The sequence below is a fragment of the Kitasatospora sp. NPDC127111 genome (assembly GCF_042677465.1).
In the GTDB taxonomy this organism is placed as follows: Bacteria; Actinomycetota; Actinomycetes; order Streptomycetales; family Streptomycetaceae; genus Kitasatospora.
Genome location: NZ_JBHXTG010000003.1, coordinates 87,826 through 111,759, shown reverse-complemented (window position 1 = coordinate 111,759; position 23,934 = coordinate 87,826). Strand labels below are relative to the sequence as shown.

22 protein-coding genes are annotated in these 23,934 nt (G+C 74.0%); 9 read left to right on the top strand and 13 right to left on the bottom strand.

Annotated features, from left to right (window positions below):
* Nucleotides 1–224 precede the first annotated feature (224 nt).
* Both ACFVHB_RS03585 and ACFVHB_RS03580 read left to right on the top strand, forming a co-directional pair.
* On the top strand, nt 225–806 hold the full coding sequence (locus ACFVHB_RS03585) for a hypothetical protein (RefSeq protein WP_380314601.1): 582 nt from the start codon (nt 225–227) through the stop codon (nt 804–806).
* Between the two features lie 190 nt (nt 807–996).
* Complete coding sequence (locus tag ACFVHB_RS03580; RefSeq protein WP_380314600.1) at nt 997–1,566, top strand: hypothetical protein; 570 nt, start codon at nt 997–999, stop codon at nt 1,564–1,566.
* A gap of 96 nt (nt 1,567–1,662) precedes the next feature.
* On the opposite strand, the gene ACFVHB_RS03575 is transcribed toward ACFVHB_RS03580, so the two are convergent.
* Nucleotides 1,663–2,022, bottom strand: coding sequence for a hypothetical protein (locus tag ACFVHB_RS03575; protein WP_380314599.1), 360 nt, complete (start codon nt 2,020–2,022; stop codon nt 1,663–1,665).
* 5 nt (nt 2,023–2,027) lie between these two features.
* Nucleotides 2,028–2,966 carry a hypothetical protein gene (locus tag ACFVHB_RS03570; RefSeq protein WP_380314598.1) on the bottom strand — a complete coding sequence of 313 codons (939 nt, stop codon included), beginning with the start codon at nt 2,964–2,966 and terminating at the stop codon, nt 2,028–2,030.
* An 888-nt stretch (nt 2,967–3,854) separates the two neighbouring features.
* On the opposite strand from ACFVHB_RS03570, the gene ACFVHB_RS03565 reads away from it, so the two are divergent.
* Nucleotides 3,855–5,597, top strand: a complete 1,743-nt coding sequence (locus tag ACFVHB_RS03565) for a glycosyl hydrolase family 18 protein (RefSeq protein ID WP_380314597.1) — start codon at nt 3,855–3,857, stop codon at nt 5,595–5,597.
* A 438-nt stretch (nt 5,598–6,035) separates the two neighbouring features.
* On the opposite strand, the gene ACFVHB_RS03560 is transcribed toward ACFVHB_RS03565, so the two are convergent.
* From ACFVHB_RS03560 to ACFVHB_RS03535, 6 genes are all read right to left on the bottom strand, one after another.
* Nucleotides 6,036–7,349, bottom strand: coding sequence for a multidrug effflux MFS transporter (locus ACFVHB_RS03560; protein ID WP_380314596.1), 1,314 nt, complete (start codon nt 7,347–7,349; stop codon nt 6,036–6,038).
* A gap of 248 nt (nt 7,350–7,597) precedes the next feature.
* On the bottom strand, nt 7,598–8,080 hold the full coding sequence (locus ACFVHB_RS03555; protein ID WP_380314595.1) for a hypothetical protein: 483 nt from the start codon (nt 8,078–8,080) through the stop codon (nt 7,598–7,600).
* Nucleotides 8,081–8,356: 276 nt separating this feature from the next.
* A complete protein-coding gene (locus ACFVHB_RS03550) occupies nt 8,357–9,256 on the bottom strand; it encodes an alkaline phosphatase family protein (RefSeq protein WP_380314594.1) in 900 nt (299 codons plus the stop codon).
* A gap of 225 nt (nt 9,257–9,481) precedes the next feature.
* A complete protein-coding gene (locus tag ACFVHB_RS03545) occupies nt 9,482–10,258 on the bottom strand; it encodes an ATP-grasp domain-containing protein (RefSeq protein ID WP_380314593.1) in 777 nt (258 codons plus the stop codon).
* Between the two features lie 26 nt (nt 10,259–10,284).
* The gene (locus ACFVHB_RS03540; protein ID WP_380314592.1) at nt 10,285–10,662 is read right to left on the bottom strand and encodes an ADP-ribosylation/crystallin J1; all 378 of its coding nucleotides are present in this window, start codon (nt 10,660–10,662) and stop codon (nt 10,285–10,287) included.
* A 128-nt stretch (nt 10,663–10,790) separates the two neighbouring features.
* The gene (locus ACFVHB_RS03535) at nt 10,791–11,981 is read right to left on the bottom strand and encodes an acyl-CoA dehydrogenase family protein (protein WP_380314591.1); all 1,191 of its coding nucleotides are present in this window, start codon (nt 11,979–11,981) and stop codon (nt 10,791–10,793) included.
* A 115-nt stretch (nt 11,982–12,096) separates the two neighbouring features.
* Between ACFVHB_RS03535 and ACFVHB_RS03530 the strand changes: the two genes are divergently transcribed.
* Nucleotides 12,097–12,717: a GNAT family N-acetyltransferase gene (locus tag ACFVHB_RS03530; protein ID WP_380314590.1), complete on the top strand. Its 621-nt coding sequence runs from the start codon at nt 12,097–12,099 to the stop codon at nt 12,715–12,717.
* A gap of 40 nt (nt 12,718–12,757) precedes the next feature.
* A complete protein-coding gene (locus ACFVHB_RS03525) occupies nt 12,758–13,078 on the top strand; it encodes a hypothetical protein (RefSeq protein ID WP_380314589.1) in 321 nt (106 codons plus the stop codon).
* Between the two features lie 72 nt (nt 13,079–13,150).
* Here the strand turns inward: ACFVHB_RS03525 and ACFVHB_RS03520 are convergent, their stop codons facing one another.
* Nucleotides 13,151–13,459 (bottom strand): AzlD domain-containing protein, encoded by a 309-nt coding sequence (locus tag ACFVHB_RS03520; protein ID WP_380314588.1) that lies wholly within the window; start codon nt 13,457–13,459, stop codon nt 13,151–13,153.
* A complete protein-coding gene (locus ACFVHB_RS03515; RefSeq protein WP_380314587.1) occupies nt 13,459–14,244 on the bottom strand; it encodes an AzlC family ABC transporter permease in 786 nt (261 codons plus the stop codon). Before ACFVHB_RS03515 ends, ACFVHB_RS03520 begins: the two co-directional genes overlap by 1 nt.
* A gap of 69 nt (nt 14,245–14,313) precedes the next feature.
* Between ACFVHB_RS03515 and ACFVHB_RS03510 the strand changes: the two genes are divergently transcribed.
* The gene (locus ACFVHB_RS03510) at nt 14,314–14,964 is read left to right on the top strand and encodes a helix-turn-helix domain-containing protein (RefSeq protein WP_380314586.1); all 651 of its coding nucleotides are present in this window, start codon (nt 14,314–14,316) and stop codon (nt 14,962–14,964) included.
* A gap of 41 nt (nt 14,965–15,005) precedes the next feature.
* Here ACFVHB_RS03510 and ACFVHB_RS03505 read toward each other — a convergent pair whose 3' ends face one another.
* Complete coding sequence (locus ACFVHB_RS03505; protein ID WP_380314585.1) at nt 15,006–16,871, bottom strand: cholesterol oxidase substrate-binding domain-containing protein; 1,866 nt, start codon at nt 16,869–16,871, stop codon at nt 15,006–15,008.
* 571 nt (nt 16,872–17,442) lie between these two features.
* On the opposite strand from ACFVHB_RS03505, the gene ACFVHB_RS03500 reads away from it, so the two are divergent.
* A complete protein-coding gene (locus ACFVHB_RS03500; protein ID WP_380314584.1) occupies nt 17,443–18,855 on the top strand; it encodes a class II fumarate hydratase in 1,413 nt (470 codons plus the stop codon).
* A 245-nt stretch (nt 18,856–19,100) separates the two neighbouring features.
* Here the strand turns inward: ACFVHB_RS03500 and ACFVHB_RS03495 are convergent, their stop codons facing one another.
* Nucleotides 19,101–19,571, bottom strand: coding sequence for an SPW repeat protein (locus ACFVHB_RS03495; RefSeq protein ID WP_360190117.1), 471 nt, complete (start codon nt 19,569–19,571; stop codon nt 19,101–19,103).
* A 196-nt stretch (nt 19,572–19,767) separates the two neighbouring features.
* On the opposite strand from ACFVHB_RS03495, the gene ACFVHB_RS03490 reads away from it, so the two are divergent.
* Both ACFVHB_RS03490 and ACFVHB_RS03485 read left to right on the top strand, forming a co-directional pair.
* The gene (locus tag ACFVHB_RS03490) at nt 19,768–20,310 is read left to right on the top strand and encodes a PadR family transcriptional regulator (protein WP_380314583.1); all 543 of its coding nucleotides are present in this window, start codon (nt 19,768–19,770) and stop codon (nt 20,308–20,310) included.
* A 254-nt stretch (nt 20,311–20,564) separates the two neighbouring features.
* Nucleotides 20,565–22,265: an acyl-CoA dehydrogenase family protein gene (locus ACFVHB_RS03485; protein WP_380314582.1), complete on the top strand. Its 1,701-nt coding sequence runs from the start codon at nt 20,565–20,567 to the stop codon at nt 22,263–22,265.
* A 182-nt stretch (nt 22,266–22,447) separates the two neighbouring features.
* On the opposite strand, the gene ACFVHB_RS03480 is transcribed toward ACFVHB_RS03485, so the two are convergent.
* Complete coding sequence (locus ACFVHB_RS03480; protein ID WP_380314581.1) at nt 22,448–23,830, bottom strand: M28 family metallopeptidase; 1,383 nt, start codon at nt 23,828–23,830, stop codon at nt 22,448–22,450.
* Between the last annotated feature and the right edge of the window lie 104 nt (nt 23,831–23,934).

The following is a 23,934-nucleotide window of genomic DNA, read 5'->3' as shown; positions in this document are numbered from 1 at the left end:
CCCACGGGGGTGGACTGCGCCGGAGGGGCGGGCCACAAATTTACTTACCACAACTTTCACCCCACCTATATCAACTTGTGTTCGGTAATTGTCGTTTGCTGAAAGTTGTTCGCCGCCACCTCGGAACCGAGGCCGCGCGGGATCCGGGATCGCCTCCGCACCCCGCGAGCCGCCGCCCTCCCGGGATCTTCCCTTGAGCGGCGCGAACATGACAGTGTGGCGGGATGCGCACTCGTCTCCTCGCCGCCACCCTCACGGCATTCGCCGCGGTGAGCCTCGCCGCCTGCTCCAGCTCGGGCTCCGGCACCGCCACGGCCGGCGCCACCGGCTCCCCCGTCGCGTCCGCGGCCTCCACCGCGCCCGCCGCCACCACCGCGAGCACCCCCGCCGCCGGCGCCACCACGGCACCGGCACCGGGTGCCTCCGCCCCGGCCACCCCCAACGGGCCCGCCTCCGGCACCACCTCGCCCGGCGCCGCGGACGCCCCGAACACCCCGGCGCCGCCCAAGCCCGCGCCGCCCACCGACGCCGGGCTGCCCGCCAAGCCGGGCGACGAGGCCACCGCCAAGCTGGTCGCCGCGCTGGAGGCGATCGACCCGGCGATCGTCGGCGGAAAGCCGGAGCAGGCCGTCGACCGGGCCCGCAACCAGTGCCAGTCGATGTACCAGTTCCCCAAGGACCGGGCCAAGTTGGTCGAGCTGGCCAATCAGCGGTTCACCGACGCCGGCCACCCGCAGGGCTTCGGCACCGAGAAGGCCGAGAAGATCATCGACGCCCTGCGCGCCACCCTCTGCCCGCCGGCCTGAGCAGGCCACCGAGCGGCCGGCGTCCTGAGCGCCGGGCGGACCGCGGCCGCGCGCGACGACGTGCGCGCGGCCGCGTCACTCATTGTTCGAATGCCCCTGCGGCAGTGGATCTGACAGGGTGTACGGTCGGCAGCGGGTGAGCCGGGAAGTCTGGTCGGCATGTCGATGCCGCCTGCCCGAGGGAAACGCCGTGACCGCCGAACCGTTCGCCGCCACTTCGTCCAACGCCTCGCCGGCCCATCCGGCCCACCCGGACCGCCTCGGCCCGCTGGTCCGGGCCGACGGCCGGTGGACCATCGGCGACCCCGAGGGCAAGGCCCACCTCGTCCTCACCCCCGAGGGGCTGGAGCACCACGTCACCGGCAAGGAGTCGCATCCGGTGCCGTGGGGGCGACTGATGGAGCTGAACGTGGCGGTCACCGTCGACTCGTTCTTCAGCAGCCCCCTCGGCGGCCTCTTCAGCAAGACCGCCGGCATCACCACCAACGGCTCCTGCCTGCGCGCCATGGTCCGGCACCCGTACGACATGTGGTCGCCGCACTTCACCCATCACCACGAGTTCTACTCCGCGCGCGAGATCACCCTGCTGCAGTCGCTGCTGGTCATCGTCGTCCACCGGGGGCGCGCCGACCTGTTGGGTGACGACGCCTGGCTGACCACCGCCGTCCGCCGACTGGCGGCGCACCGCCCCCGCTCCAGGTGGCGCAGCGGGGACGACGGCATGGCGCTCGTGGAGTCGCTGGTCGCCCAGGCGCCGTGACCGGCCCGGACGGACGTCGCGGCGTACGGGTGTCAGGGCGGACAGGCGTCAGGGCGGACGGGCTTCGCGGCGGGCGGGCGCCCGCGCGGCCACCGTTCAGGCGAAGCGTGAGCTGCGCACCGGGCCGGCGGAGCGGCAGCGGTCGCGCGGGCCGGTCAGCCAGCGGGGCGCGACCGCGCGGGCGAAGGCGACCAGCGCCTCGTCCGGGTCGGCCGGGGTCTCGCCGTCGCCGGGGTCCGGGGTCGGGTCGGCGGAGCGGATGTCGGCCGCCAGCTCCTCGGCGGTCCGCTCGTCCGGCTCGCCACCGAGCGGCTCCCAGGGCGCGAGGATCGTCTGGCCGAGCAGGCCGCAGACGTCGGCCGCGACGCCGGGCGCCTCCGTCCAGCAGGTGGCGTGCTCGTAGAGCACCTCGCCCGGTGCGCGCTCGTTCAGGCGGGAGAGCAGTTCGTCGTCCACCTCGCTCAGGCCACCACCACGGTGTTCGCCGTGCCCGGCCGGTAGGGCTGGACGGGCAGGCCGAGCAGGCCGGCGGCGGCCAGGCCGAGCGCGCGGTCGGCGCGGCCGGGCAGCAGGGAGACGGAGTGCGGGCGCGTCCCGGTCGCCTCCAGGATCAGCCGCAGCCGCTCCAGGCCCTCGCGGCAGAGCGCGTAGCCGTCCTGGAGGAAGGCGTAGCGGCCGGTCATGCCCGCGTCCCAGCCGTACGGGGAGAGGGTGGCGAGCAGGCCGCCGGTGAGGGTGAAGTGCCAGGCGCGCAGGGCCTGGTGGTGGAGCGGGTCGGGGCCGCCGGGCTGCGCGGTGGCGGCGACGGCCGCGGCGCGGTCGAGCGAGCGGCGCAGCCGGTCGGCGGCGGGCTGCCACTGGCCGGCGTCGGCGGGGAGGCGGTCGAAGGCGGTGCGGGCCGCGGTGGCGTCGCCGGCCATCAGGGTGTTGTAGGCGAGCAGGTAGCGCTCGGGCCAGTCGCGGAGCAGCGCGTCGTGGTCGCGCAGCAGGGTGACGGCCTCGCCGTGGCGCTCCTCGTCCTCCAGGGCGATGGCGAGTTCGGCGATGATCGGCAGCCGCTGGTCGGCCCGGCCGCGGACCTTGGCGAGCAGGCCGCGCGGCGGGGCTCCGGCGGCGCGCAGGGCCTCGGTGAGGGCGGGGACGGCGAGGAAGGAGGCGCCGCGCCCGACGCAGGCGTAGCCGTACTCGTACAGCGCGCCGGGGTGGGCGGGCTTGGCGGCCAGGGTGCGGGCGGCCTCGACGAGGTCGTCGAATCCGCCGTCGGCGGCCAGCCGTTCGACCAGCGGGGCCACCTGGGCGGCCGGCAGGTCACGTGCGACCGAGCGCAGTTCACGCATCGCGGCGCCCGGGTCACCGGACTCCACGAGGCTCCAGGCGGTGTCCAGCGAGGTCGTCGTCACAGGGGTTTCCTCCGGGGCGGGTTGTTGTCGAGGGGAACGAAGGCGGTGGGCGGTGTGGGCCGCGGGCGTGCGGGCGTGCGGGCGCCGGGGCGCGCGGCGCCGGTGCGCCGGCGAGGGCGCGCGGCGCTGACGCGCGGTCGTGCGGTCGCGCACGTCGTGGCGACCGCGGTCGCGGCGGCAGACGCTGCCGTGGCCGTGGCGGCGGCGGTGGTGAACGTGACCGGGCGCGGAACCGGGGGTGGCGGGCGCCGGGCGACGGCCCGGCCGCGGCGGCGGAGCCGGGTGCGGGCGCCCGGTGAGGGGTGGCACGGGGCCGGCCGCCGGTCGTCGGCGGCGGGTGGGGCTCACCTGTTCGGGCGGTGGCCGCCCTTCCTGTTGAGGTCGCGCATGGGGAGGATCATGTCCGAATGCCACCGCGCGCCGCAAGCCGATTGTTCGTCTCGTTCGTCCGGCGACCGCCGGACCGGTGCGCCGACGAACTGTCAGGAGTCTTGACAGAGGAGTGGTCTAGTCCAAACATAAGCATGTCGATCCGACCGGGATGCACTGTGGGGGTGTGACCACCGGCGGCTGAGGCACTGCCCTGCCCTGTTCCGCTCCGCCCCCGTCGCCGTTCTCGTCCCCCGTTCCCGCCCCGTCCTCGCCCTCGCGCTGCCGTCGTCCCGCACGGCGCCCGCGTGCCCGGGCACCGTCGACCGGCCGTTCCGCCCGCTCCATCGCGCCGCCCGTGCCACTCCGGCCACCCGCGCCACCCGCGCCACCACGCCCGCCGGGACCTGTCCGCCAGTCGGGCCGGAACGGGCTCCGCGTGGCCGCGGGAGGTCGGCGCGCCCGCACCCAGAGTTCAGTTCACCAACGTCCTGCCCCACCACGTCTGTTGGAGAATCCATGCGTCTACGCAGAACGATCCAGGCCGCCCTGACCGCCTGCGCCACCCTGCTGGCGTCGGCCGGACTGGTCGCCGCCGGGACGAGCCAGGCCGAGGCCGCCACCCCGTTGCCGAGCCGGGTCTTCGCCCCGTACTTCGAGTCCTGGACCGGCCAGAGCCCGGCCGCGTTGGCCGCCCAGTCCGGCGCCAAGCACCTGACGATGGCGTTCCTGCAGACCGCCACCAAGGGCTCGTGCACGCCGTACTGGAACGGCGACACCGCACTGCCGGTCGCCTCCTCCTCGTTCGGCGCCGACATCGCCACCATCCGCGCGAACGGCGGCGACGTCATCCCGTCCTTCGGCGGCTACACCGCCGACAACACCGGCACCGAACTGGCCGACAGCTGCACGGACGTGAACCAGATCGCGGCCGCGTTCGAGAACGTCGTCACCACCTACGACATCAGCCGGATCGACCTCGACATCGAGGACAACTCACTGACCAACACGGCCGGCATCGACCGCCGCAACAAGGCGATCAAGCTGGTGCAGGACTGGGCCGCCGCCAACGGCCGCTCGATCCAGTTCTCCTACACTCTGCCGACCACCACCGGTGGCCTGGCCGCCAGTGGGTTGGCGGTGCTGAAGAACGCGGTCAGCAACAACGCGCGCATCGACGTCGTGAACCTGATGACCTTCGACTACTACGACAACGCCGCCCACGACATGGCCGCCGACACCCAGACCGCGGCGACCGGCCTCTACAACCAGCTGGCCAAGCTGTACCCGACCAGGACCCCGGCCCAGCTGTGGGGTTCGATCGGCATCACCGAGATGGTCGGCATCGACGACTTCGGCGCGGCCGAGACCTTCACCGTCGCGAACGCCACCACGGTGTACAACTGGGCGGTCTCGAAGGGCATCAACACGCTCTCCTTCTGGGCCCTGCAGCGTGACAACGGCGGCTGCCCGGGCACCGGCGGTCGGGACGACTGCTCCGGGATCAGCCAGGGCACCTGGGACTTCAGCCACATCTTCGCGCCCTTCACCAGCAGCACCCCGGTAGGCAACGACTTCTCGGTCGCGGCGAGCCCGAACTCCGGTACGGTGACGGCTGGTTCGTCCACCAGCGCGACCATCACCACCGCCGTGACGGCCGGCTCGGCGCAGAGCGTCAGCCTCGCCGTCACCGGCGCACCCGCGGGCGTCACCGCCACCGTCACCCCCGGCAGCGTCACCGCCGGCGGCACCGCCACCCTCACCATCACCACCACCGCGGCCACGACGCCCGGCAGTTACCCGCTCACCGTCACCGGCAACGCCCCCTCCGGCAGCCACACCGCCAACTACACCCTGACGGTCACCGGGGGCACCCCGCCCGGCGGCCTCGTGAACGGCGGCCTGGAGACCGGCGGCCTCGCCCCGTGGACCTGCCAGAGCGGCGGCGCGGTGGTCTCCGCCCCGGCCCACTCCGGCTCCTACGCCCTGCAGGCGGCGGCCGGCGCCGGCCAGACCGGCCAGTGCGCGCAGACCGTGACGCTCCAGCCCAACCACGCCTACACGTTGAGCGGTTGGGTCCAGGGCAACTACGCCTACCTGGGCGTGAGCGGCGGGGCCACCGCGAGCACCTGGGCCAACGCCTCCGGGTGGACCAAGCTGTCCGTCCCGTTCACCACCGGCGCCTCGGGCGCCGTCACGGTGTACCTGCACGGCTGGTACGGCCAGGGCAACGTCTACGGCGACGACTTCGCCATCGCCTGACCGGCGGCGGCCCCGCTCCGGGCGGCCCGCTCCCCCGCCGGGGGTGTCGTGACGAGCTCGTCACGGCACCCCCGGCGGCACGTCCCGGAAGCGCGATTCCGGCGGCGACCGCCCGGCGTGGGAACGGGGAACGGCCGCGGGCGGTCCGGTTCGTGCTGCCCGCCCTCCGTGCGCTGCTACCGCCCCTGCCGCGACCCGGGTGACCGGTGACCGACCGGCCCGGCGCACAACTGGCGGCACGACACCGGCTCGCCCGGATCTGTCGGCACGAGCCCGCCCGGCTGCCCGACGCCGCCGCGGTCGCCGCCCGGCTCGGCGAGGACTGAGCCTCGCGGGCGGACCGGCGCACGGGGTGGACGGGCGGACCGGCGCACCGCCTCCACCGCACCCCAGCCGCCCTCCGCCTCCCTTCCCTCCCCCTCCCCCTCCCCCTGCCCGCTAGCCGGCCGGGGCGGCGGTCGGCGCCGGGGCCGGCGAGGGCGCGGCGGGGCGGCGAGGACGGCAGAGCGCCAGGTAGCAGACGGTGGCGAGCAGCGCGCAGGCCAGGACGACGACGGCCAGCAGGACCGCCGACGGTCTGCCGCCCAGGCTGCTGAGCGGGGCGACGACGGCGCCGCAGAGGAAGTTGCCGGTGCCGATCAGGGCGGAGGCCGAGCCGGCGGCCTGCGGGGCGACCAGGCTGAGCGCGTGCGCGGCGGTGTTCGGCAGCACCACCCCGAGGCTGCCCATCAGGACGAACAGCGCCGGGCAGACGCCGAGCAGGCCGAAGTCCCAGACGGCGGTCACCAGGACGAGGGCCACCCCGGCGACGACCGCCGTGCCGAGCCCGGCGAGCATCAGCGCGACCGGGGTGAAGCGGCGGGCGAGCACCCGCCCGTTGAGCTGGGTGACCGCGACGATGGCCAGGGAGTTGACGCCGAACAGCAGGCTGTAGGTCTGCGGCGACACGTGGTAGACGTGCTGGAGCACCGTGGAGGAGCCGCTGATGTAGCCGAACAGCGAGCCGAAGGCGAAGCTGCTGGTCAGGACGAGGCCGAGGAACGGCAGGTCACGCAGTAGCCCGCCCATGGTGCGCAGGGTGCCGGTGAACCCGCCGCGGTGGCGGTCGGCGGCCGGCAGGGTCTCGCGCAGAGCGGCGAAGGCGATCAGGGCGAGCAGCAGGCCGAGGGCGGTGAGGGCGCCGAAGGTGCCCCGCCAGGAGGTGACGCGCAGCAGCTGGGCGCCGATCAGCGGGGCCAGGATCGGGGCGAGGCCGGATATCAGGCTGATCGAGGCGAGGAAGCGGAGCATCGCGACGCCCGCGAACCGGTCGCGGGCGACGGCGCGGCCGATGACGATGCCCGCCGCGCCCGCGGCGCCTTGGAGGAACCGGGCGGCGATCAGCACGGGCAGGTTGGGCGCGAGGACGCAGACGACGCTGGCCAGGGTGTAGACGGTGAGGCCGGCGAGCAGCGGCGGCCGGCGGCCGAACCGGTCGCTGAGCGGCCCGAGGACCAGCTGGCCGGCGGCGACGCCGAACATCGAGAAGGTCAGGGTGAGCTGGACGGCGGCCGGTTCGGCGCCGAGGTCGTCGGCGATCGCCGGCAGGCCGGGCAGGTAGAGGTCGGTGGTCAGCGGGCCGAGGGCGACCAGGCCGCCGAGCACGGCGGTGGTGACACGGCCGGGCGTGGCGGCGCCGGCCCGGCCGGAACCGGCGGGGGTGGCGGGTGCGGTCGACGTCTCACCGGCGGGGCCGGCGGTCGGGCCAGGCATGGGGCTCCTCACGGGACGGTCGCTGGGTTTCCTCGCTCCGTCCTACCCCAGCGGCCCGGCCCGGCGACACCCGGGAACGGCCACGCGGCCCATCGCCGGACGGGCGCGGAGCCGCCCCGCGCGCGTCCGCGTCCCGCGCCCCCGGTGCCGTGGTGCCCGACGTGCCGCAGTGCCCGGGCCGGCCGCAACACCGGGCTGGCCGCAGCACCGGCCTGCCTCAGCGCTTGGCCTGCCTCGCTTGGCCTGCCTCAGTGCTTGGTCTGCTGCGCGGCGCGCATGGCGGCCTGGACGGCGGCGCCGTCCTGCCAGGCGTACAGCTGGTTGCCGGTCAGGGTGACGCTGTAGTGCCCGCAGGTACCGGTGACCTTGGCGGCGACCCCCTCCGGGAACCAGCCCGCCTTGAGCGTGGCCGGCATCGGGTGGACGTTCTTGCTCGGGGTGACCGCGGTGCAGCCCGCGGGCAGCCGGCCGTCCGGCAGGGTGGCGCGCAGCAGGCGGTCATCGCCGGTGGTGGACATCAGGTACCGGACGGAGGAGGCGTTGTCGGGCAGCCAGGCCGGCATCGAGCGGCGGTCGGCCTTGGCGTCGGTGCCGGTGGCGTAGCTGGCCTGCTCCCGGTGGCGCCCGTCGTACCAGTCGGAGACCCGTGGGCCGACCGCGACGGCTGCGACGGCGACGGCCATGCCCGTGCCCGCGACTCCGAGGGCGACCTTGCTCACGATGCCGCTCATACCCCGCCCTGCCCTTTCCTGTCCGGTGCCCCCACTGCCGGTGGCCCGTGCTGGTGCGCTGCTGCTCCCCCGGGTGCCGTCCGGTCCGCGTTGCTCGGGCCCGCGTCCGTCCGGTTCTCCGGGGTGACTCCATCCTGACCCGGCGTGGCCTGCCGGGGCGTCACCTCGAGGTCGTGACCGTTCCTCCGTCCGCAGGGGTACGGTCTCCACCTTCAGGTGTACGGCGGGCACCCCGGAGTCGGGGTCGCCCGACCGCTCCCCGGGCGACGGGGCCGGTCAGACGGCCGGAACAGCCGCCGAGACGGCCGCCGGAACGGGCTCGGCCACCGGGAACGGGCGGCCGTCCAGCGTCCAGTGCGGGTCGATGGGCCGTCCGAGGGCCGCGTACACCTGGGCGGCGACGTCCGGATGGCGGATCTCCCCGACCGGCGGGGCGGCGGGGATGCCCGGGCCGGCGCAGGCCACCCAGGCGGTGCGCTCCTCGACGGTGCGGCCCCCGTGGCCGCCCGCGTCGACGTGGCCGTGGTCGGTGACGACGATGACCGTCCACGCCTCCTGGGCGTAGTCGGCCCGGCCGCGCACCGCGTCGAGCAGCCGGCCGAGGCGCTCGTCGGCCGTGCGCATGGACGCCCGGTACTCCTCACCGCAGCCGAGGAAGTGGGCGGTCTCGTCGACGGCGCCGAGGTAGACGAAGGACGCCTCCGGGTCGGCGGTGGAGAGGACGTGCACGGCCTCCCGGGTGACCTCCTCGTCCACGGTCTCCCAGGCCTCGGGGGTGTCCTCGGCGGGGGCGATGTACGCGAGCCGGCCGGGCGCGCGGAACAGCGGACCACCGGACTCGTTGATCATCAGCGGGTCCCAGCCGGCGGCGACGAAGGTGCGGCGGCGGTCCCCGCGGGCGAGGCGGGTGGCGAAGTCGGGGAAGACGTCGAGCCGGTTGCCGCCCAGGTGGTTGCCCCAGACGCCGTGCTTGGCGGGCTCGACCCCGGTCACGATGGTGGCCCAGCACGGCCCGGACATGGTGGGCGTGGAGTCGGCCACCGTGACGGGCGCCAGGAACCCGGCCTCGGCCACCTCCGCGAGCCGCGGCATCGGGACCTGGTCCAGCAGGTCGTACCGGACGCCGTCGATCCCGACGACGAGGACCCGGGGTCGGGGCGGCGGAGGTGTGAGCATGGGTTCCCTTTCACGAGGTGCGGCCGGCCGCGCCTCGTGGGCGCCGCCGACCGCGACATGCTGCACGGCCCGGGGTACCGGCCGGTGTCGCCCGGCGGAACGGCGGGTGTCCGAGCGGCGTCGGCGGCGCCTCGGAGGACGTCGGAGGGGCGACGACTAACAGATGACAGATTTCAGCGAACAGATGTTGAAAGCTGTCATCTGTTCTCTGTCATCTGTTAGTCGTCAGCTGTCGCCTGCGCGGACGAACCGGCGGTCCGCCACCCGCAGTGCGGCGGCCGGGCCGGCGGCGCGCAGGACCACGTCCAGGACGCGCGCCGGGTCGGCGGCGTAGGAGTGCGCGAACCACGGCAGGTTCGCCTCGACGACGGCCCAGCGTTCGGCCGGGTCGTAGGGGTCGAGCAGCGGGCCGACGTCGAGGGCGACCGCGCTGGGGAGCGTCGTGCCGAGGGCGTCCCACAGGCGGCGGGCGAAGTCGGTGGCGTGGGCGACGAGCGGACCGGGGTCGAGGCGGCCGAAGCGGGCGTACCGGCTGCCGGTGACCACCTCACCGTCGAGGACGAACAGCCGGTACTCGGCGCCGAACGTCACCGGGTCGCTGACCAGGACGGGCGTGTCGGGACCGATCCGTTCGCCGTGGCGCGGGAGCCGGATGCCGTCCGGGTAGACGGCCGGCGGGAGGGACTTGTCGGAGGGCGGCTTCACGAAGGCCGGGCGGGTGAGCGTCCAGGCCTCGGCGAGCGTGGTGAGCTCGATCCGCCGCCCGGTGAACTCCTCGGGGAGCCGGGCGAGCCAGTCGTCCTCGGGTTCGAGCAGGCCAAGGCCGAGCGGCCCGGCGATCCGGGCGGCGGCGAGCGGGCCGCCGTACCAGTGAACGGGGCGCCCGGCCAGCCGGTCGACGGTGGCGGGGCCGGTGAGGACGGCGGTCTCCAGCCCGCGCGCGGCGGCGGCCCCGGCGAGCAGGGCCGTGGTGCTGGTCTGCTGCGCCGAGGTGAGCAGCACCGGACCGCCACCCCTCGGCGAGCGCGTCACCGCGGCGGCCGGAACTCGTGGACGACCTCGATGCGGCCGACGATGTGGCGGTTGAACTCGTCCAACTCCTCCGCGGGCACCCAGAGTTCGAGGATGGTCCGGCCGCCGGCCTGTTGCACCGGGTAGCGGGCCAGGAAGGCGGTGTCCACCTCGAACCGGGTGACGTAACCGACGCCGGAGGCGGGGACGTTCCAGTCGCGGGCGATCCGGATCGCGTAGTCCTCGTTGAGGACCGGGTAGAAGATCGGCTGGTCGGGCAGCCGGGGCGGCCAGGCGCGCCAGTCGGCGGCCTCGACCAGGGCCAACTCCTCGGGCCCGGTGGGCCGCCAGAGGGTGGTGGTGGTCGAGGTGCCGGACTGCGGCTGACTGGTCATGGGAGGGACGGTAGCCGGGCCTGGCTCGGCCCGGCCACCGGGTTTCGGGCAGGTCGCCGGCCCCCGGCCCGGTCGCCGGGCCCGGCCGGTCACCGGGTCTCCGGCCTGCCGCGCGGGCGCGGTGGCCGTCAGCGGTAGGCGGACTCGCCGGTGATCGCCTCGCCGAGGACGAGGGTGTGGATCTCGCTGGTGCCCTCGTACGTCAGCACCGATTCCAGGTTGTTGGCGTGCCGCAGCACCGGGTACTCGGTGGTGATGCCGTTGGCTCCGAGCACCGTGCGGGCGCTGCGGGCGATCTCCAGGGCGGCGCGCACGTTGTTGAGCTTGCCGAAGCTGATGTGCGCCGGGCGGGCCGCGCCCTCGTCCTTGAGCCGGCCGATCCGCAGCGCGACCAGGTAGGCCTTCTCGACCTCCAGCATCATCTCGACCAGCTTCTGCTGCGTGAGTTGGAAGCCGGCGATCGGGCGGTCGAACTGGATGCGGCTCTTCGCGTAGTCGAGGGCGGCGGTGTAGCAGTCGCGGGCGGCGCCGACGGTGCCCCAGAGGATGCCGTAGCGGGCCTCGTTGAGCGAGGAGAGCGGTCCGCGCAGGCCGGTGACGCCCGGCAGGACGGCGTCGGCGGGCAGCACGACCTCGTCGAAGGACAGCTCGCTGGTGACGGAGGCGCGCAGCGACAGCTTGCCGTGCACGTCGGTGGCGGTGAAGCCGGGGGTGCCGGGCTCGACCAGGAAGCCGCGGACGCCGTCCTCGGTCTGCGCCCAGACGACGGCGACGTCGGCGATGCTGCCGTTGGTGATCCACATCTTGGAGCCGGAGAGCACCCAGTCGGCGTTCTCGCCGGCGCCCTTGCGGCGGGCGCGGGTGCGCATGTTGGCCGGGTCGGAGCCGAAGTCGGGCTCGGTGAGGGCGAAGCAGCCGATGAGCCGGCCGGCGGCCATCCCGGGGAGCCAGCGCTGCTTCTGCTCCTCGGAGCCGAAGGCGTGGATCGCGCGCATGGCCAGCGAGCCCTGGACGGAGACGAAGCTGCGCAGCCCGGAGTCGGCGGCCTCCAGCTCCATGCAGGCGACGCCGTAGGCGACGGCGGTGGAGCCGGCGCAGCCGTAGCCGTCCAGGTGCATGCCGAGCACGCCGAGGGCGCCCAGCTCGGGGCCGAGTTCGCGGGCGGGGAAGACGCCGCGCTCGAACCAGTCGGCGAGGTGGGGGCGGATCCGTTCCTCGGTGAACTTCCGAACGGTGTCGCGGATCAGCCGTTCCTCGTCGGTGAGCATGTCGCCGACGGCGAGCAGGTCGGCGGGGTCGATCCGGGTCGGCTTCGCCATTGAAGCTCCTTGTCGTCCTTGTGGTCTTCGATCTTCTAGTCTTCGATCTTCGGCAGGCACGGCGAGTATGGCGCACGGGGCCGGGCTACGGGTGGTCGGGGACGAGGGAGTGAGCATGTACACAGTCGAGCGGTTGACGGCGGACGAACTGGCGGACGCGGCCGGGCGGCTGGCGGACCTACTGGTGGACACCGTCGACGGCGGTTCCTCCCTCGGCTTCCTCGCGCCGCTCGACCACGCCGACGCGGCGGCCTGGTGGCGGGCCCTGGTTCCGGAGGTCGCGGCCGGACGGCTGCTGCTCTGGGTGGCCCGCCCGGGCGGCCGGGGCGGTGCGGACGCGAACGGGCCGGACGGAACGAACGGAACGGACGGAACGGACGGCACCGGGGTGGCCGGCCGGATCGCCGGAACGGTGCAGCTGCGCCCCGCGGTGCCCGCCAACGGCCGGCACCGCGGCGAGGTGGCGAAGCTGATGGTGCACCGGGCGGACCGGGGGCAGCGGCTGGCCGGATCGCTGCTGGCCGCCCTGGAGGCGGAGGCGGCCGGGCGCGGGATCCGGCTGCTGGTGCTGGACACCGAGACGGGGAGCCCGGCCGAGCGGATGTACGGGGCGGCGGGCTGGACGAGGGTCGGCACCGTGCCCGACTACGCGACCGACCCGGCGGGCGTCCCGCACCCGACGACCATCTTCTTCAAGGCCCTGGGCTCCCGGGAACCCGGCGCGTCGATAGGATGATCGCTTCCGCAGGCGGCGGCAGCTGAACCGGGGGTGGGCCATGGCGCGTTGGGCACTGGTCGTCCAGGAGACCACGGGTCTCGGCAACGACCGGATCTGGGGCACCAACGTGCTCGCCGAGATCGAGGGCACCCGCGAGGAGGCCCTCGCCGAACTGAAGCGGCTCGTCCCGTCGTACACGCCGCAGCACCCGTTCAACAGCCGGCAGCGCACGCTGCTCCGGGACGGCGACACCTATCTGTTGATCTCCAAGGGCAGCATGCGCGACTACCACTGCGTGTTCAAGGTCTGGGAGCTGCTGTGGGACAGCAAGCGGCCCGAGATCCAGCAGGAGCGCCTGGCCGGCGGCGCCACCGGCTGAACCCCGCCGGCCCGTTCGGGCGTCTCGGCGGCCGACGGACGGCGGACGGCGGCCGACAGGCGGCGGGTGGCCTCAGGCGACCCCGCAGAGCCGGAGCACGGCCGTGGTCGCGGCGCCCGCCACCACCACGACCGGGAACGGCGCGCGGCGCAGCGCGAGCAGACCGGCGACCAGGACGCCCGACGGGCGCGCCCAGCCGGCGAAGTCGTGCCCCTGGGTGAGGGCGCCGGTGGCGACCAGGGCGACCAGCAGCACGGCTGCGGCCACGGCGAGCAGGTGGCGCAGCCGGTCGGAGAGGGTGAGGCGGTGTCCGAGGGCCGGGCCGGCGATCCGGAAGGCGTAGGTGCCGGCGGCGAGCAGGAGGACGGCGAGCAGTGGCATCAGTGGACCTCTTCGGTGATCGGGGCGGTCGGCCCGCCGCCCGGGGCCGTTCCGCCCACGGGCCGCTGCCCGTTCACCGGGACCGCCTCGGGGGTCGGCTCCGGAGCCCGCCCGCCGGCCGCGCCACGGCCGGCGACCACCAGCCCGAGGAGTGCGAGCAGGACGGGCAGCCCGGCCGGCAGGAACGGCGTGGCGGCGACCGCGACGACGGCGCCGGCCAGGGCGGCGGCGCGGGTGCGGCGGTCGGTGAGCGAGGGCAGGACGAGGGCGAGCAGGACGGCGGGGAAGGCGGCGTCGAGTCCGAGCGCGTCGGTGTCGCCGATCAGGCCGCCTGCGAGGGCGCCGAGGACGACGGAGGCGTTCCAGATCGCGAACAGGGCGACGCCGCAGACCCAGTACGCGGCCCGGCGGCTGCGCCGGTCGGGCTGGAGCAGGGCGAAGGCGGCGGTTTCGTCGGTCAGCAGCTGGGCGCCCAGCAGGCGTCGCCACCAGGGGCCTTCGAGCACGTCGGCGACGGTGAAGCCGAACGGCAGCAGGCGGGCGTTGAGGACCAGCCCGGTGGCGACGGCGGCCAGCGCGCCTCCGCCGGAGAGGACCAGGCCGACGGCCGCGAACTGCGCGCCACCGGCGAAGACGAGGAGGGACATGGCGATCGGCACCCAGATCGGCAGGCCGCCGGAGACACTGATGGCGCCGAAGGAGACGCCCACCAGCGCGTCGGCGAGGCAGACCAGGGCGATGTTCCGGAGGGTGACACGGTCGACTGTTCGGAGTAGCGAACGCATGTCCAGTAGAGTGAACCCGAGAGCTTCCGTTCGTCAAGGCGAACGGATGGACCAGTGGAGCGAACGCGGATGACAGTGAACGACGGCGGGGCGGGCCCGGTGGCGGACGCCCCCGGCACCGGCGCCCCGGGCACGCCGAGCACCCCGGGCACGCCCGGCACCCCCGGGTCCGGCTCGGAGCTGATCGGCCTGATCTCGGCCTCGATCCGGCGCGAGCGCGAGCGGGTCGGCCTGTCGATGGCCGAGCTGGCCCGGCGGGCGGGTATCGCCAAGTCCACGCTCTCCCAGCTGGAGGCGGGCGCGGGCAACCCCAGCGTGGAGACGCTCTGGGCGCTCGGAGTGGCGCTCGACGTGCCGTTCAGCCGGCTGGTCGACCCGCCGCGGCCGGTGGTGCGGGTGATCCGGACCGGCGAGGGTCCGGTCACGCACTCCGAGCAGGCCGACTACGCCGCCACCCTGCTGGCCTCCTGCCCGCCGAACGCCCGCCGCGACATCTACCGGATCGAGGCGCAGCCGGGCGAGGCCCGCGCGTCCGATCCGCACATGCCGGGCACGGTCGAGCACGTGCTGATCGGCGCCGGACGCGCGCTGGCCGGGCCCGCGGAGGCGCCGGTGGAGCTGGGCCCGGGCGACTACGTCAGCTACCCGGGCGACGCCCCGCACGTGTTCCGCGCCCTGGAGCCCGGCACGCTGGCGGTGCTCGTGATGGAGCACGTCTGAGCCGGCGGACGACTGCCCCGGACCAACGGATTGACGATGGATCAGATCTTCAACAGCCGGTCCAGGAAAGGGTTTCCGAACACCCGGTAGGGGTCGTGGCGGTCCAGGACGGCGACCGCCTCGTCCCAGCCGGGGCCACCGCCGTCCCGGTGGCTGGCGGGGATGACGCGGTCGAGCACGTCCGGGTCGGCCCAGGCGGCCTCGTCGGTGTAGGCCCAGCCCTTGGACCACTCGACCCGGACCCCGGCCCGGGTGCCGTCGAAGGTGCACAGCAGGAACTGTTCGAGCTCACGGGCGAAGCGGTGCAGCCCGGGTGTGCCGGGGAGGGCGAGGACGTCGAGCCAGACGGCGGTGTCCCACTCGGGGCGGTCGGGGCGCGGGCGCAGCGCGGAGAGCAGGGGCGGCCGGGCGCCGGGGACGCCGCACCAGGCGGGGTCGTCCAGGCCGGTGACCCGGATCTCCACCGCGCCGTTCACCGGGAACTCGCCGCGCGCCTGGTGGTCGGCGAGCGACTTCCGGTAGTGGTCGGCGAACTCGGCGACGACCCACTGGAGGTCGGCGCGCCGGGCCAGGACGGCGTAGCCGTTGGCGGTGACCCGCAGGGTGGTGGGCCGGACGTACTGCAGCAGGGTGCGGGAGGGGCCCCACAGGTCGGAGCGCAGGCCGCCGGCCAGCAGGTGGGTGAGCACGTCGCCGGTGAGCAGGTCGCGGAGCACGCCGCCGGAGAGCAGGACGTCGGTGAGGTCACCGGTGAGTCCCACCTTGGTGATCAGGTACTGGAGTTGGCCGAAGAGCGGGGCCGATGCCCAAGCGCCGGAGACGATTTGGCCGGCGAGCCGGGCGACCGGTTCCGGGATGCTGTCCGAGAACGGGTAGTTGTACGGTTCGTCGACGGCGCGGGAGGCGAGCGGCCGGTTCGGGGCGACGCTCCAGGTCTTCAGCCAGGGGTACTCGGTGTAGGCGAACCAGATCGCCTCGGCGCGGCCGTCGCGGGCGACGAAGTCGGCGAGGGTGCGGGGGCGGCCGAGCGGGCCCGTACTGCCCGGGCGGGCGAAGAGTTCGCTCGCCGGGACGTCCAGCCGGCTGACGCAGCGCAGCGGCCGGTCGGCGCCGGCCCGGAGCACCACCTCGGTCACGAAGGCCCGGCCGAGGTGGACCAGGAAGGCGGCGCTGTCGGCCTCGGCGCGGTCGAAGGTGCGCAGCGCGTAGCGGCCGGTGGCGGGGTCGTGGACGACCGCGGTCAGTCGGGTGACCTGGTTGCTGAGGGAACCGTAGCCGTGGCCGTCCGGGCGGGCCTCGCCGGTGGCCGGGACGGCGGTGCCGTGGCCGCCGATGGCGAGCACCCCGCCGACGGTCAGTTCGCCGGGCGCGGGGCAGTTGGTGACGCCGAGGCCGCGCGCGGCGAGGTGGGTGAGCAGGGCATCCATGGTGGCGCCGGTCTGGACCCGGACGGTGGTCGGCGAGTCGGCGGTGATCGCGGTGAGGTGGCGGGTGGTGTCCAGCAGCACGACGCGGGCGGCCTCGGGGGTGCCGTCGGCGACGGTGAGCGGGGCCCAGGTGTGCCGGTACCCCTGGGCGCGCAGCCGCCAGCCGTTGGCGCGGGCCCAGTCGGCGAGCAGCGGCACCTCCTCGGGAGTGCGCGGGGCGCAGGTCCAGAGCTGGTCGGCGCGGACCTCGCCGGACCAGTTCTGGTAGACGCGCTGGTAGAGCTCGGTGCCGGCGGGCAGGCCGGGTGGCACCGGGGTGGCGGCCCGGGCGTGGTCCGGTCCGATGGTGCCGCGGAGCAGCCAGCCGGCCCCGCCGAGCGCCGCGGCGGCGCCGAGGAGGCGGCGGCGGCTGAGGCCCGTCGGACGGTCGTCGCCGTCACGCCCGAGGTCGTCCCGGTCGTCCCGCTGCCCTGCCGCCATGCCCGCCCCTGTGTTCCCTCGGTGGCCCGGTGGTCGTCCGTCGACCGCCCGGGCGTCCGGCCGGCCGGCCCTGCCCGTCGGGCAGTCCGCGCGTCTCGCCGTCTGACCGTCGGGGCGGCTGGCCGCCGTCCGACCCGGAGCTCTCCCCCGGTCGGGCCGAGCGTACGGAGCGGTCGGTTCGGGGACGGGGCGCCACCTCGCGATCTTCGCTCGAACGAGTGAATCTTGCCCGGACTGGCGGTGGGCTCGCCGGGTGAGAATGATCACCGCTCCGGGGCTGGACGACCATCGTCCCGGGCGGCCCGGCCGTCCGCTTCGACGCCGCCGCGCCCGGACGAACCACCACGGACGGGCGGATCCACCCGGACGGACGGGGCCGACGAGAAGGCCGGCCACGCCGACCAGGCCGACCGGAGAACAGGCCGGGCCGACGACCGGAAGGCGGGCCGGGCCGACCGAAAACGGGCCGGGCCGACCGGAAATACGGCGGGCCCGCGCGCGGCTGTCGTGATCGAAGACCGCTAACGACGATCGACGCCGGCGTCAGGCCGGCCGGGAGGTGCAGGGCGCGATGGGCGACGAGCAGGGGACCGGGGCCGGGCAGGACTACCGCATCGAGCACGACTCGATGGGCGAGGTCCGGGTGCCCGCCGCGGCGAAGTGGCAGGCGCAGACGCAGCGGGCGGTGGAGAACTTCCCGGTGTCCGGCCAGCGGCTGGAGCGCGCGCACATCGCGGCGCTGGCCCGGATCAAGGCGGCGGCCGCCCGGGTGAACGCCCGGCTCGGGGTCCTCGACGACGAGACCGCCGCGGCGATCGCGGCCGCCGCCGAGGAGGTCGCGCAGGGCCGCTGGGACGCCGAGTTCCCCGTCGACGTGTTCCAGACCGGTTCGGGCACCTCGTCCAACATGAACACCAACGAGGTGATCGCGACGCTGGCCGGCGAACGGCTGGGCCGGCCCGTCCACCCGAACGACCACGTCAACGCGAGCCAGTCCTCCAACGACGTGTTCCCGTCCTCGATCCACATCGCCGCCACCGCCGCCGTCACCCACGACCTGATCCCGGCGCTGGAGCACCTGGCGGAGGCGCTGGAGCGCAAGGCGGCGGAGTTCGCCCACGTGGTGAAGTCGGGCCGGACGCACCTGATGGACGCCACCCCGGTGACCCTCGGCCAGGAGTTCGCCGGGTACGCGGCGCAGGTCCGGCACGGGCGCGAGCGGCTGCTGGCGACGCTCCCCCGGGTGGCCGAACTGCCGCTCGGCGGCACGGCGGTGGGCACCGGCATCAACACCCCCGCCGGGTTCTCGGCGGCCGTGATCGAGGAGCTCGCCCGGACCACCGACCTGCCGCTGACCGAGGCCCGCGACCACTTCGAGGCGCAGGGCGCCCGGGACGGCCTGGTCGAGCTGAGCGGGCAGCTGCGCACCATCGCGGTCGGCTTCACCAAGATCGCCAACGACCTGCGCTGGATGGGCTCGGGCCCGCGGACCGGCCTCGGCGAGATCAACCTGCCGGACCTCCAGCCGGGCTCGTCGATCATGCCCGGCAAGGTCAACCCGGTGCTGCCCGAGGTGGTGCTGATGGTCGCGGCGCAGGTCATGGGGAACGACGCCACCGTGACGGTCGCGGGCGCGAGCGGCAACTTCGAGCTGAACGTGATGCTCCCGGTGATCGCCCGCAACCTGCTGGAGTCGGTGCGGCTGCTGGCCAACAGCGCCCGGCTGCTGGCCGACCGGACGGTGGACGGCATCACCGCGAACGTCGAACGCGCCCGGGAGTACGCGGAGTCCTCGCCGTCGGTGGTCACCCCGCTGAACCGGTACATCGGCTACGAGGAGGCGGCCAAGGTCGCCAAGCAGGCGCTGGCGGAGCGCAAGACCATCCGTCAGGTGGTGCTGGAGCGCGGTTACCTGGAGCAGGGGCGGCTCACCCTGGAGCAGCTGGACGAGGCGCTGGACGTGCTGCGGATGACCCGGCCGTAGTGCCCGGCCCGCGCCCGGGGTGGGGACCGCCGGTCTCCGGGAGCCCACCGGGCCGGGCCAGGCGCCCGGAGCCGGCCGCGCCGCGCACCCGAGACGCCGGCCGGGACGTACGCCGGGGTCCAGGCCGGGCCGTCCACCAGAGACGTACGCCGGGGTCCGGGCCGGGACGTGCGCCGGGGCGCGGAGGGCGGCCTCGCCGCTCCGCGCCCCGGTTTCGGGCTGTCCCAGGGTGCCGGCCCGGAACGTCAGCCCTTGGCCCGGCCTGCCCGGCCGCGCCGCATCGACGCTCCGTTCGACGTCATGGTGGCCATGGAGATCGCGGCGAGCCCCAGCAGGAACATCACGCCGCCCGCGATCAGGCAGGTGACGATGTTCTTGCCGCGGTCGACCTCTCCGGAGACCACCCAGGGGGAGATGATCGTCCACGCGCCGAGCAGCGTTGCCGCCCAGGCCCGTGCGTGGGTGCGCTCGTAGGCCGAGCCGTAGCCGGCCATCAGCAGGCAGTAGGCGAGGCCGACGATCAGGCAGGTGACGGTCAGCGTGCTGAATGCCGTGAAGCCGACGATCCATGGCGAGGCCGCCAGGAACAGGCCCGCGAGAACGGCCAGGGCCTCGACGGCCTGGGCACGCGGGGTCAGGGTGAGCCGCTCGTACTGCTCCCGGAGTTCGACGATGTCCGGATGGTGCTCCATGCCCATCGGGATCTGGGTAGACACCGATACCACCTCCTAGGTCTGGAACATGGAGGGCGCAAGCCCAGTACCATTCTGGCGCCGATCTGCTGTTTTGCACCTTTTCGCCCCGGAAGCTACCCTGCCCGCCCGCCGCCCGGCGGGGGTTCGCGGTGAGCTGCGTCTCACCCCGCCCGGGCGCCCTTGCCTATGCAACTCGTTGCATAGCAGGATGCGGGTCATGGCACTGGAGCACGCGATCCTCGTCTCACTGCTGGAGCAGCCGGGCTCCGGCTACGAGCTGGCACGGCGATTCGACCGCTCCATCGGGCGCTTCTGGACCGCCACCCACCAGCAGATCTACCGGGTGCTGCGGCGGATGGAGGCGGACGGCTGGATCTCCGCCGAGGAGGTCGCCCAGGACGGCCGGCCGGACAAGAAGGTGTACTCGGCCGCCGCGCCGGGTCGCGCCGCACTGGCCGACTGGCTGCGCGAACCGGTCGAACCGGAGACCGTCCGGCACGAACTGGCGGTCAAGATCCGCGCCGCCGCGTTCGACGACCCGGCCGCACTGATCTCCGAGGTCGAGCGCCACCGCGAGAGCCACGCCGCCCTGCTCGCCCGCTACCTGCACGGCGAGCAGCGCGACTTCCCGGACCTCACCGCGCTCGACGCCCGGCAGCAGCTGCAGCACGTGGTGCTGCGCGGGGGCATCGAGTACGAGCGGATGACCCTCGCCTGGCTGGACGACGTGCTCGCCACCCTGCACCGCCTCGCCCGCTGACGCCTCCACGACGCTCCCGCGACGCCCGGCGCCGGCGCCCGACCCGCTCGATCCCGTTCGACCCCCTCGATCCCGTTCGACCCCGCTGGACCCGTCTCGACCAGTCCGACCCGTTCGACCGGCACGACACGCTCGACGCGTTCGGTCCGCTCGACGCGTTCGGTCCGCTCGACGCGTTCGGTCCGCTCGACATCGATCGACACCGATCGACACCGTCCGACCCTCTCGACACCCTCGACCCCCGGGAGCCCGTGATGCTCTTCAACCCGCGTACGTACGACCCCGCGCAGTTCGACGAGCCGACCCGCCGACTGCTGCGCGCGACCGTGGACTGGTTCGAGTCCCGCGGCAAGAAGGCGCTGATCGACACCTACATCGACCGCACCTGGTACGCCGACTTCCTCGAATTCGCCGCCAAGGAAGGTCTGTTCGCGGAGTTCCTGACGCCGTCCTCGGCCGACCCGGCCAAGCGCTGGGACACCGCCCGGATCGCCGAGCTGAACGAGATCCTCGGCTTCTACGGCCTCGGCTACTGGTACACCTGGCAGGTCACCATCCTCGGCCTCGGACCGGTCTGGCAGAGCGAGAACGAGGCCGTCCGCGCCCGCGCCGCCCAGCTCCTGACGGAGGGTCACGTGATGGCGTTCGGGCTCTCCGAGCGCAGCCACGGCGCCGACATCTACTCGACCGACATGATCCTCACCCCGGACGGCGAGGGCGGCTTCACCGCCACCGGCTCCAAGTACTACATCGGCAACGGCAACGTCGCCGGCCTGGTCTCGGTGTTCGGCCGCCGCTCGGACGTCGAGGGCCCGGACGGCTACGTGTTCTTCGCCGCCGACAGCCGGCACGAGGCGTACCACCTGGTCAAGAACGTGGTGAACGCGCAGATGTACGTCAGCGAGTTCCGCCTGGAGGACTACCCGGTGCGCGCCGAGGACGTGCTGCACACCGGCAAGGCCGCCTTCGACGCCGCGCTGAACACCGTCAACGTCGGCAAGTTCAACCTCTGCACGGCGTCGGTCGGCATCTGCGAGCACGCCATGTACGAGGCGGTCACGCACGCCCACAACCGGGTGCTGTACGGCAAGAAGGTCACCGACTTCCCGCACGTGCGGCGGGAGTTGACCGACGCCTACGCCCGCCTGGTGGCGATGAAGCTGTTCGCCGACCGTTCGGTGGACTACTTCCGCACCGCCTCGCCCGAGGACCGCCGCTACCTGCTCTTCAACCCGATGACCAAGATGAAGGTCACCACCGAGGGCGAGAAGGTCATCGACCTGATGTGGGACGTCATCGCGGCCAAGGGCTTCGAGGCGGACACCTACTTCGACAAGGCGGCGAAGGACATCCGCGGCCTTCCGAAGCTGGAGGGCACCGTCCACGTCAACCTGGCGCTGATCCTCAAGTTCATGGCCAACTACCTGTTCAACCCGGCCGACTACGCGCCGGTGCCGACCCGCCTGGACGCGGCCGACGACGAGTTCCTGTTCCGTCAGGGCCCGGCCCGCGGCCTCGGCGCGATCCGCTTCCACGACTGGCGCACCGCGTACGACGCGCACGCGCACGTCCCCAACGTCGCCCGGTTCCGGGAGCAGGCCGACGGCTTCTGCGAGCTGCTGCTCCAGCACGCTCCGAGCGCGGAGCAGCAGGCCGACCTGGACTTCCTGCTGGAGATCGGCCAGTTGTTCGCGCTGATCGTCTACGGCCAGCTGGTGCTGGAGCAGGCCGAGCTGACCGGTCTGGAGACGGACGTCCTGGACCAGATCTTCGACGCCCTGGTGCGGGACTTCTCCGCGCACGCCACCGAGCTGCACGGCAAGGCCTCCACGACCGAGGCGCAGGCCGCCTGGGCGCTGGCGCACGTCCGTCGCCCGGTCGCGGACGGCGAGCGGGCGGCGAAGGTGTGGGCCCGCGTCGAGGCGCTCTCCGGCGCGTACGAGATGCAGCCGTAACGGCAGGCACTGCGGACAGGGGGTGCCGGCGGCGGCCGGCACCCCCTTCTCCCTTCTTCCCCGGGGCCTCGTCCGGGTGTCACCGGGGCCTCGGGCGTCCGGGCTTCGCGTCCGCGGGCCTCGAGCATCGGGGCTTCGGGCCCCAGGCCTCGGGCACCCGGGCGTCGGCTTCGCGGGTCTGCTCAGAAGGTGAGCTTCCAGCTGTCGACGTAGCCGGTGTCCTGCGCCGCCACATCCTGGACCTTGAGCTTCCAGGTGCCGTTGGCGGGCACCGCCGAGGCGTTGACGGTGTAGGTGGTCTGGACGTTGTCGGCCGAGTCGTTCCCGCTGGAGTTCTTCAGCCGGAAGGTGGTGCCGTTCGGCGCGACCAGGTCGATCACCAGGTCGCCGCGCCAGGTGTGCTTGATGTCGACGCCGACCTGGAGGGTGGCGGGAGCGTTGCCGGTCCGGCCGGTCACGGCGAGGTCGGAGGTCACCGCCGGGCCGTTGTCGGGGATCTGCACGTCGGCGGTGCTCTCGAAGACGGTGCCGCCGGGCGGCGTGGTGTCGCCGGCCGACAGGGTCCAGACGGCGTAGGCGATGGCGTCGCTCATCCGGTCCAGCGCGGTGTCGTTGATGTTGGCTGCGGTGTCGCAGGAGGAGTGGTAGCAGCGGTCGAACGGCTGGCCCGCCGTCCCGCCCCACTTGGCGGCCTGGGCACTGGTCTTGGTGTAGTCGGCGCCGCTGAACAGGCCGCCCACCCGGATGCCGGCGTCCTGGAACGGGGCGTGGTCGGAGCGGCCGTCGCCCTCGAAGTCCTGCTCGGTGCTGATGCCGAGGCCGGCGAAGTAGTCGCGGAACAGCGCGTCCAGCGCGCTGTCGTAGCGGTAGGTGAAGTAGCCCGGGTTGGGGGAGCCGATCATGTCGAAGTTCAGGTACGTGTCGATCTTCGAACGCTCGGTGGCGGCCAGGCTGTTGACGTAGTTCTTGGAGCCGATCATGCCGTACTCCTCGGCGCCCCACCAGCCGAACCGCAGGTGCTTGGCGGGCTTGAGGCCGGCGCGGGAGACGGCCAGCGCGGTCTCCAGGATCCCGGCCGACCCGGAGCCGTTGTCGTTGATGCCCGGACCGCCGGTGACGGAGTCCAGGTGGGCGCCGGCCATCACGACGTGCGAGGTGTCGCCGCCGGGCCAGTCGGCGATCAGGTTGTAGCCGGTGGAGCCGTTGTAACTGAAGGTCTGCAGCGTGGTGGTGAAGCCCGCCGCGTCCAACTTGCCCTTCACGTAGTCGATCGAGGCCTTGTAGCCGGCCCGGCCGTGGGCGCGGTTGCCGCCGTTGGCGGTGGCGATCGACTGGAGTTGGGACAGGTGCGCCTTGACGTTGGCGACCGGGATGTCGGGGGCGGCGGTGATGCCGGCGGTCGTGGCGCCGGCGGTCGCGACGTCCGCGACCGCGGCAGGCGCGGGGGCCGCGAGGGCGGCGGGAGTCACGGCGGCGGTGAACAGGGCGGCGGCCAGGGTGGCGACCGCCCCGGTCGGCAGGGCGGATCGGCGCAGGCGGGATCGCCGCGGGGCACGCTCGGTCAACGGAGGCTCCGGTTTCTGGTGGGGCAGAACGGAAGCGTGGAACCTCGCGGACGACGCCGGGTCAGCGGCCGAGCAGGGTACGGGTGTTGCGGGGTTCCGAACGG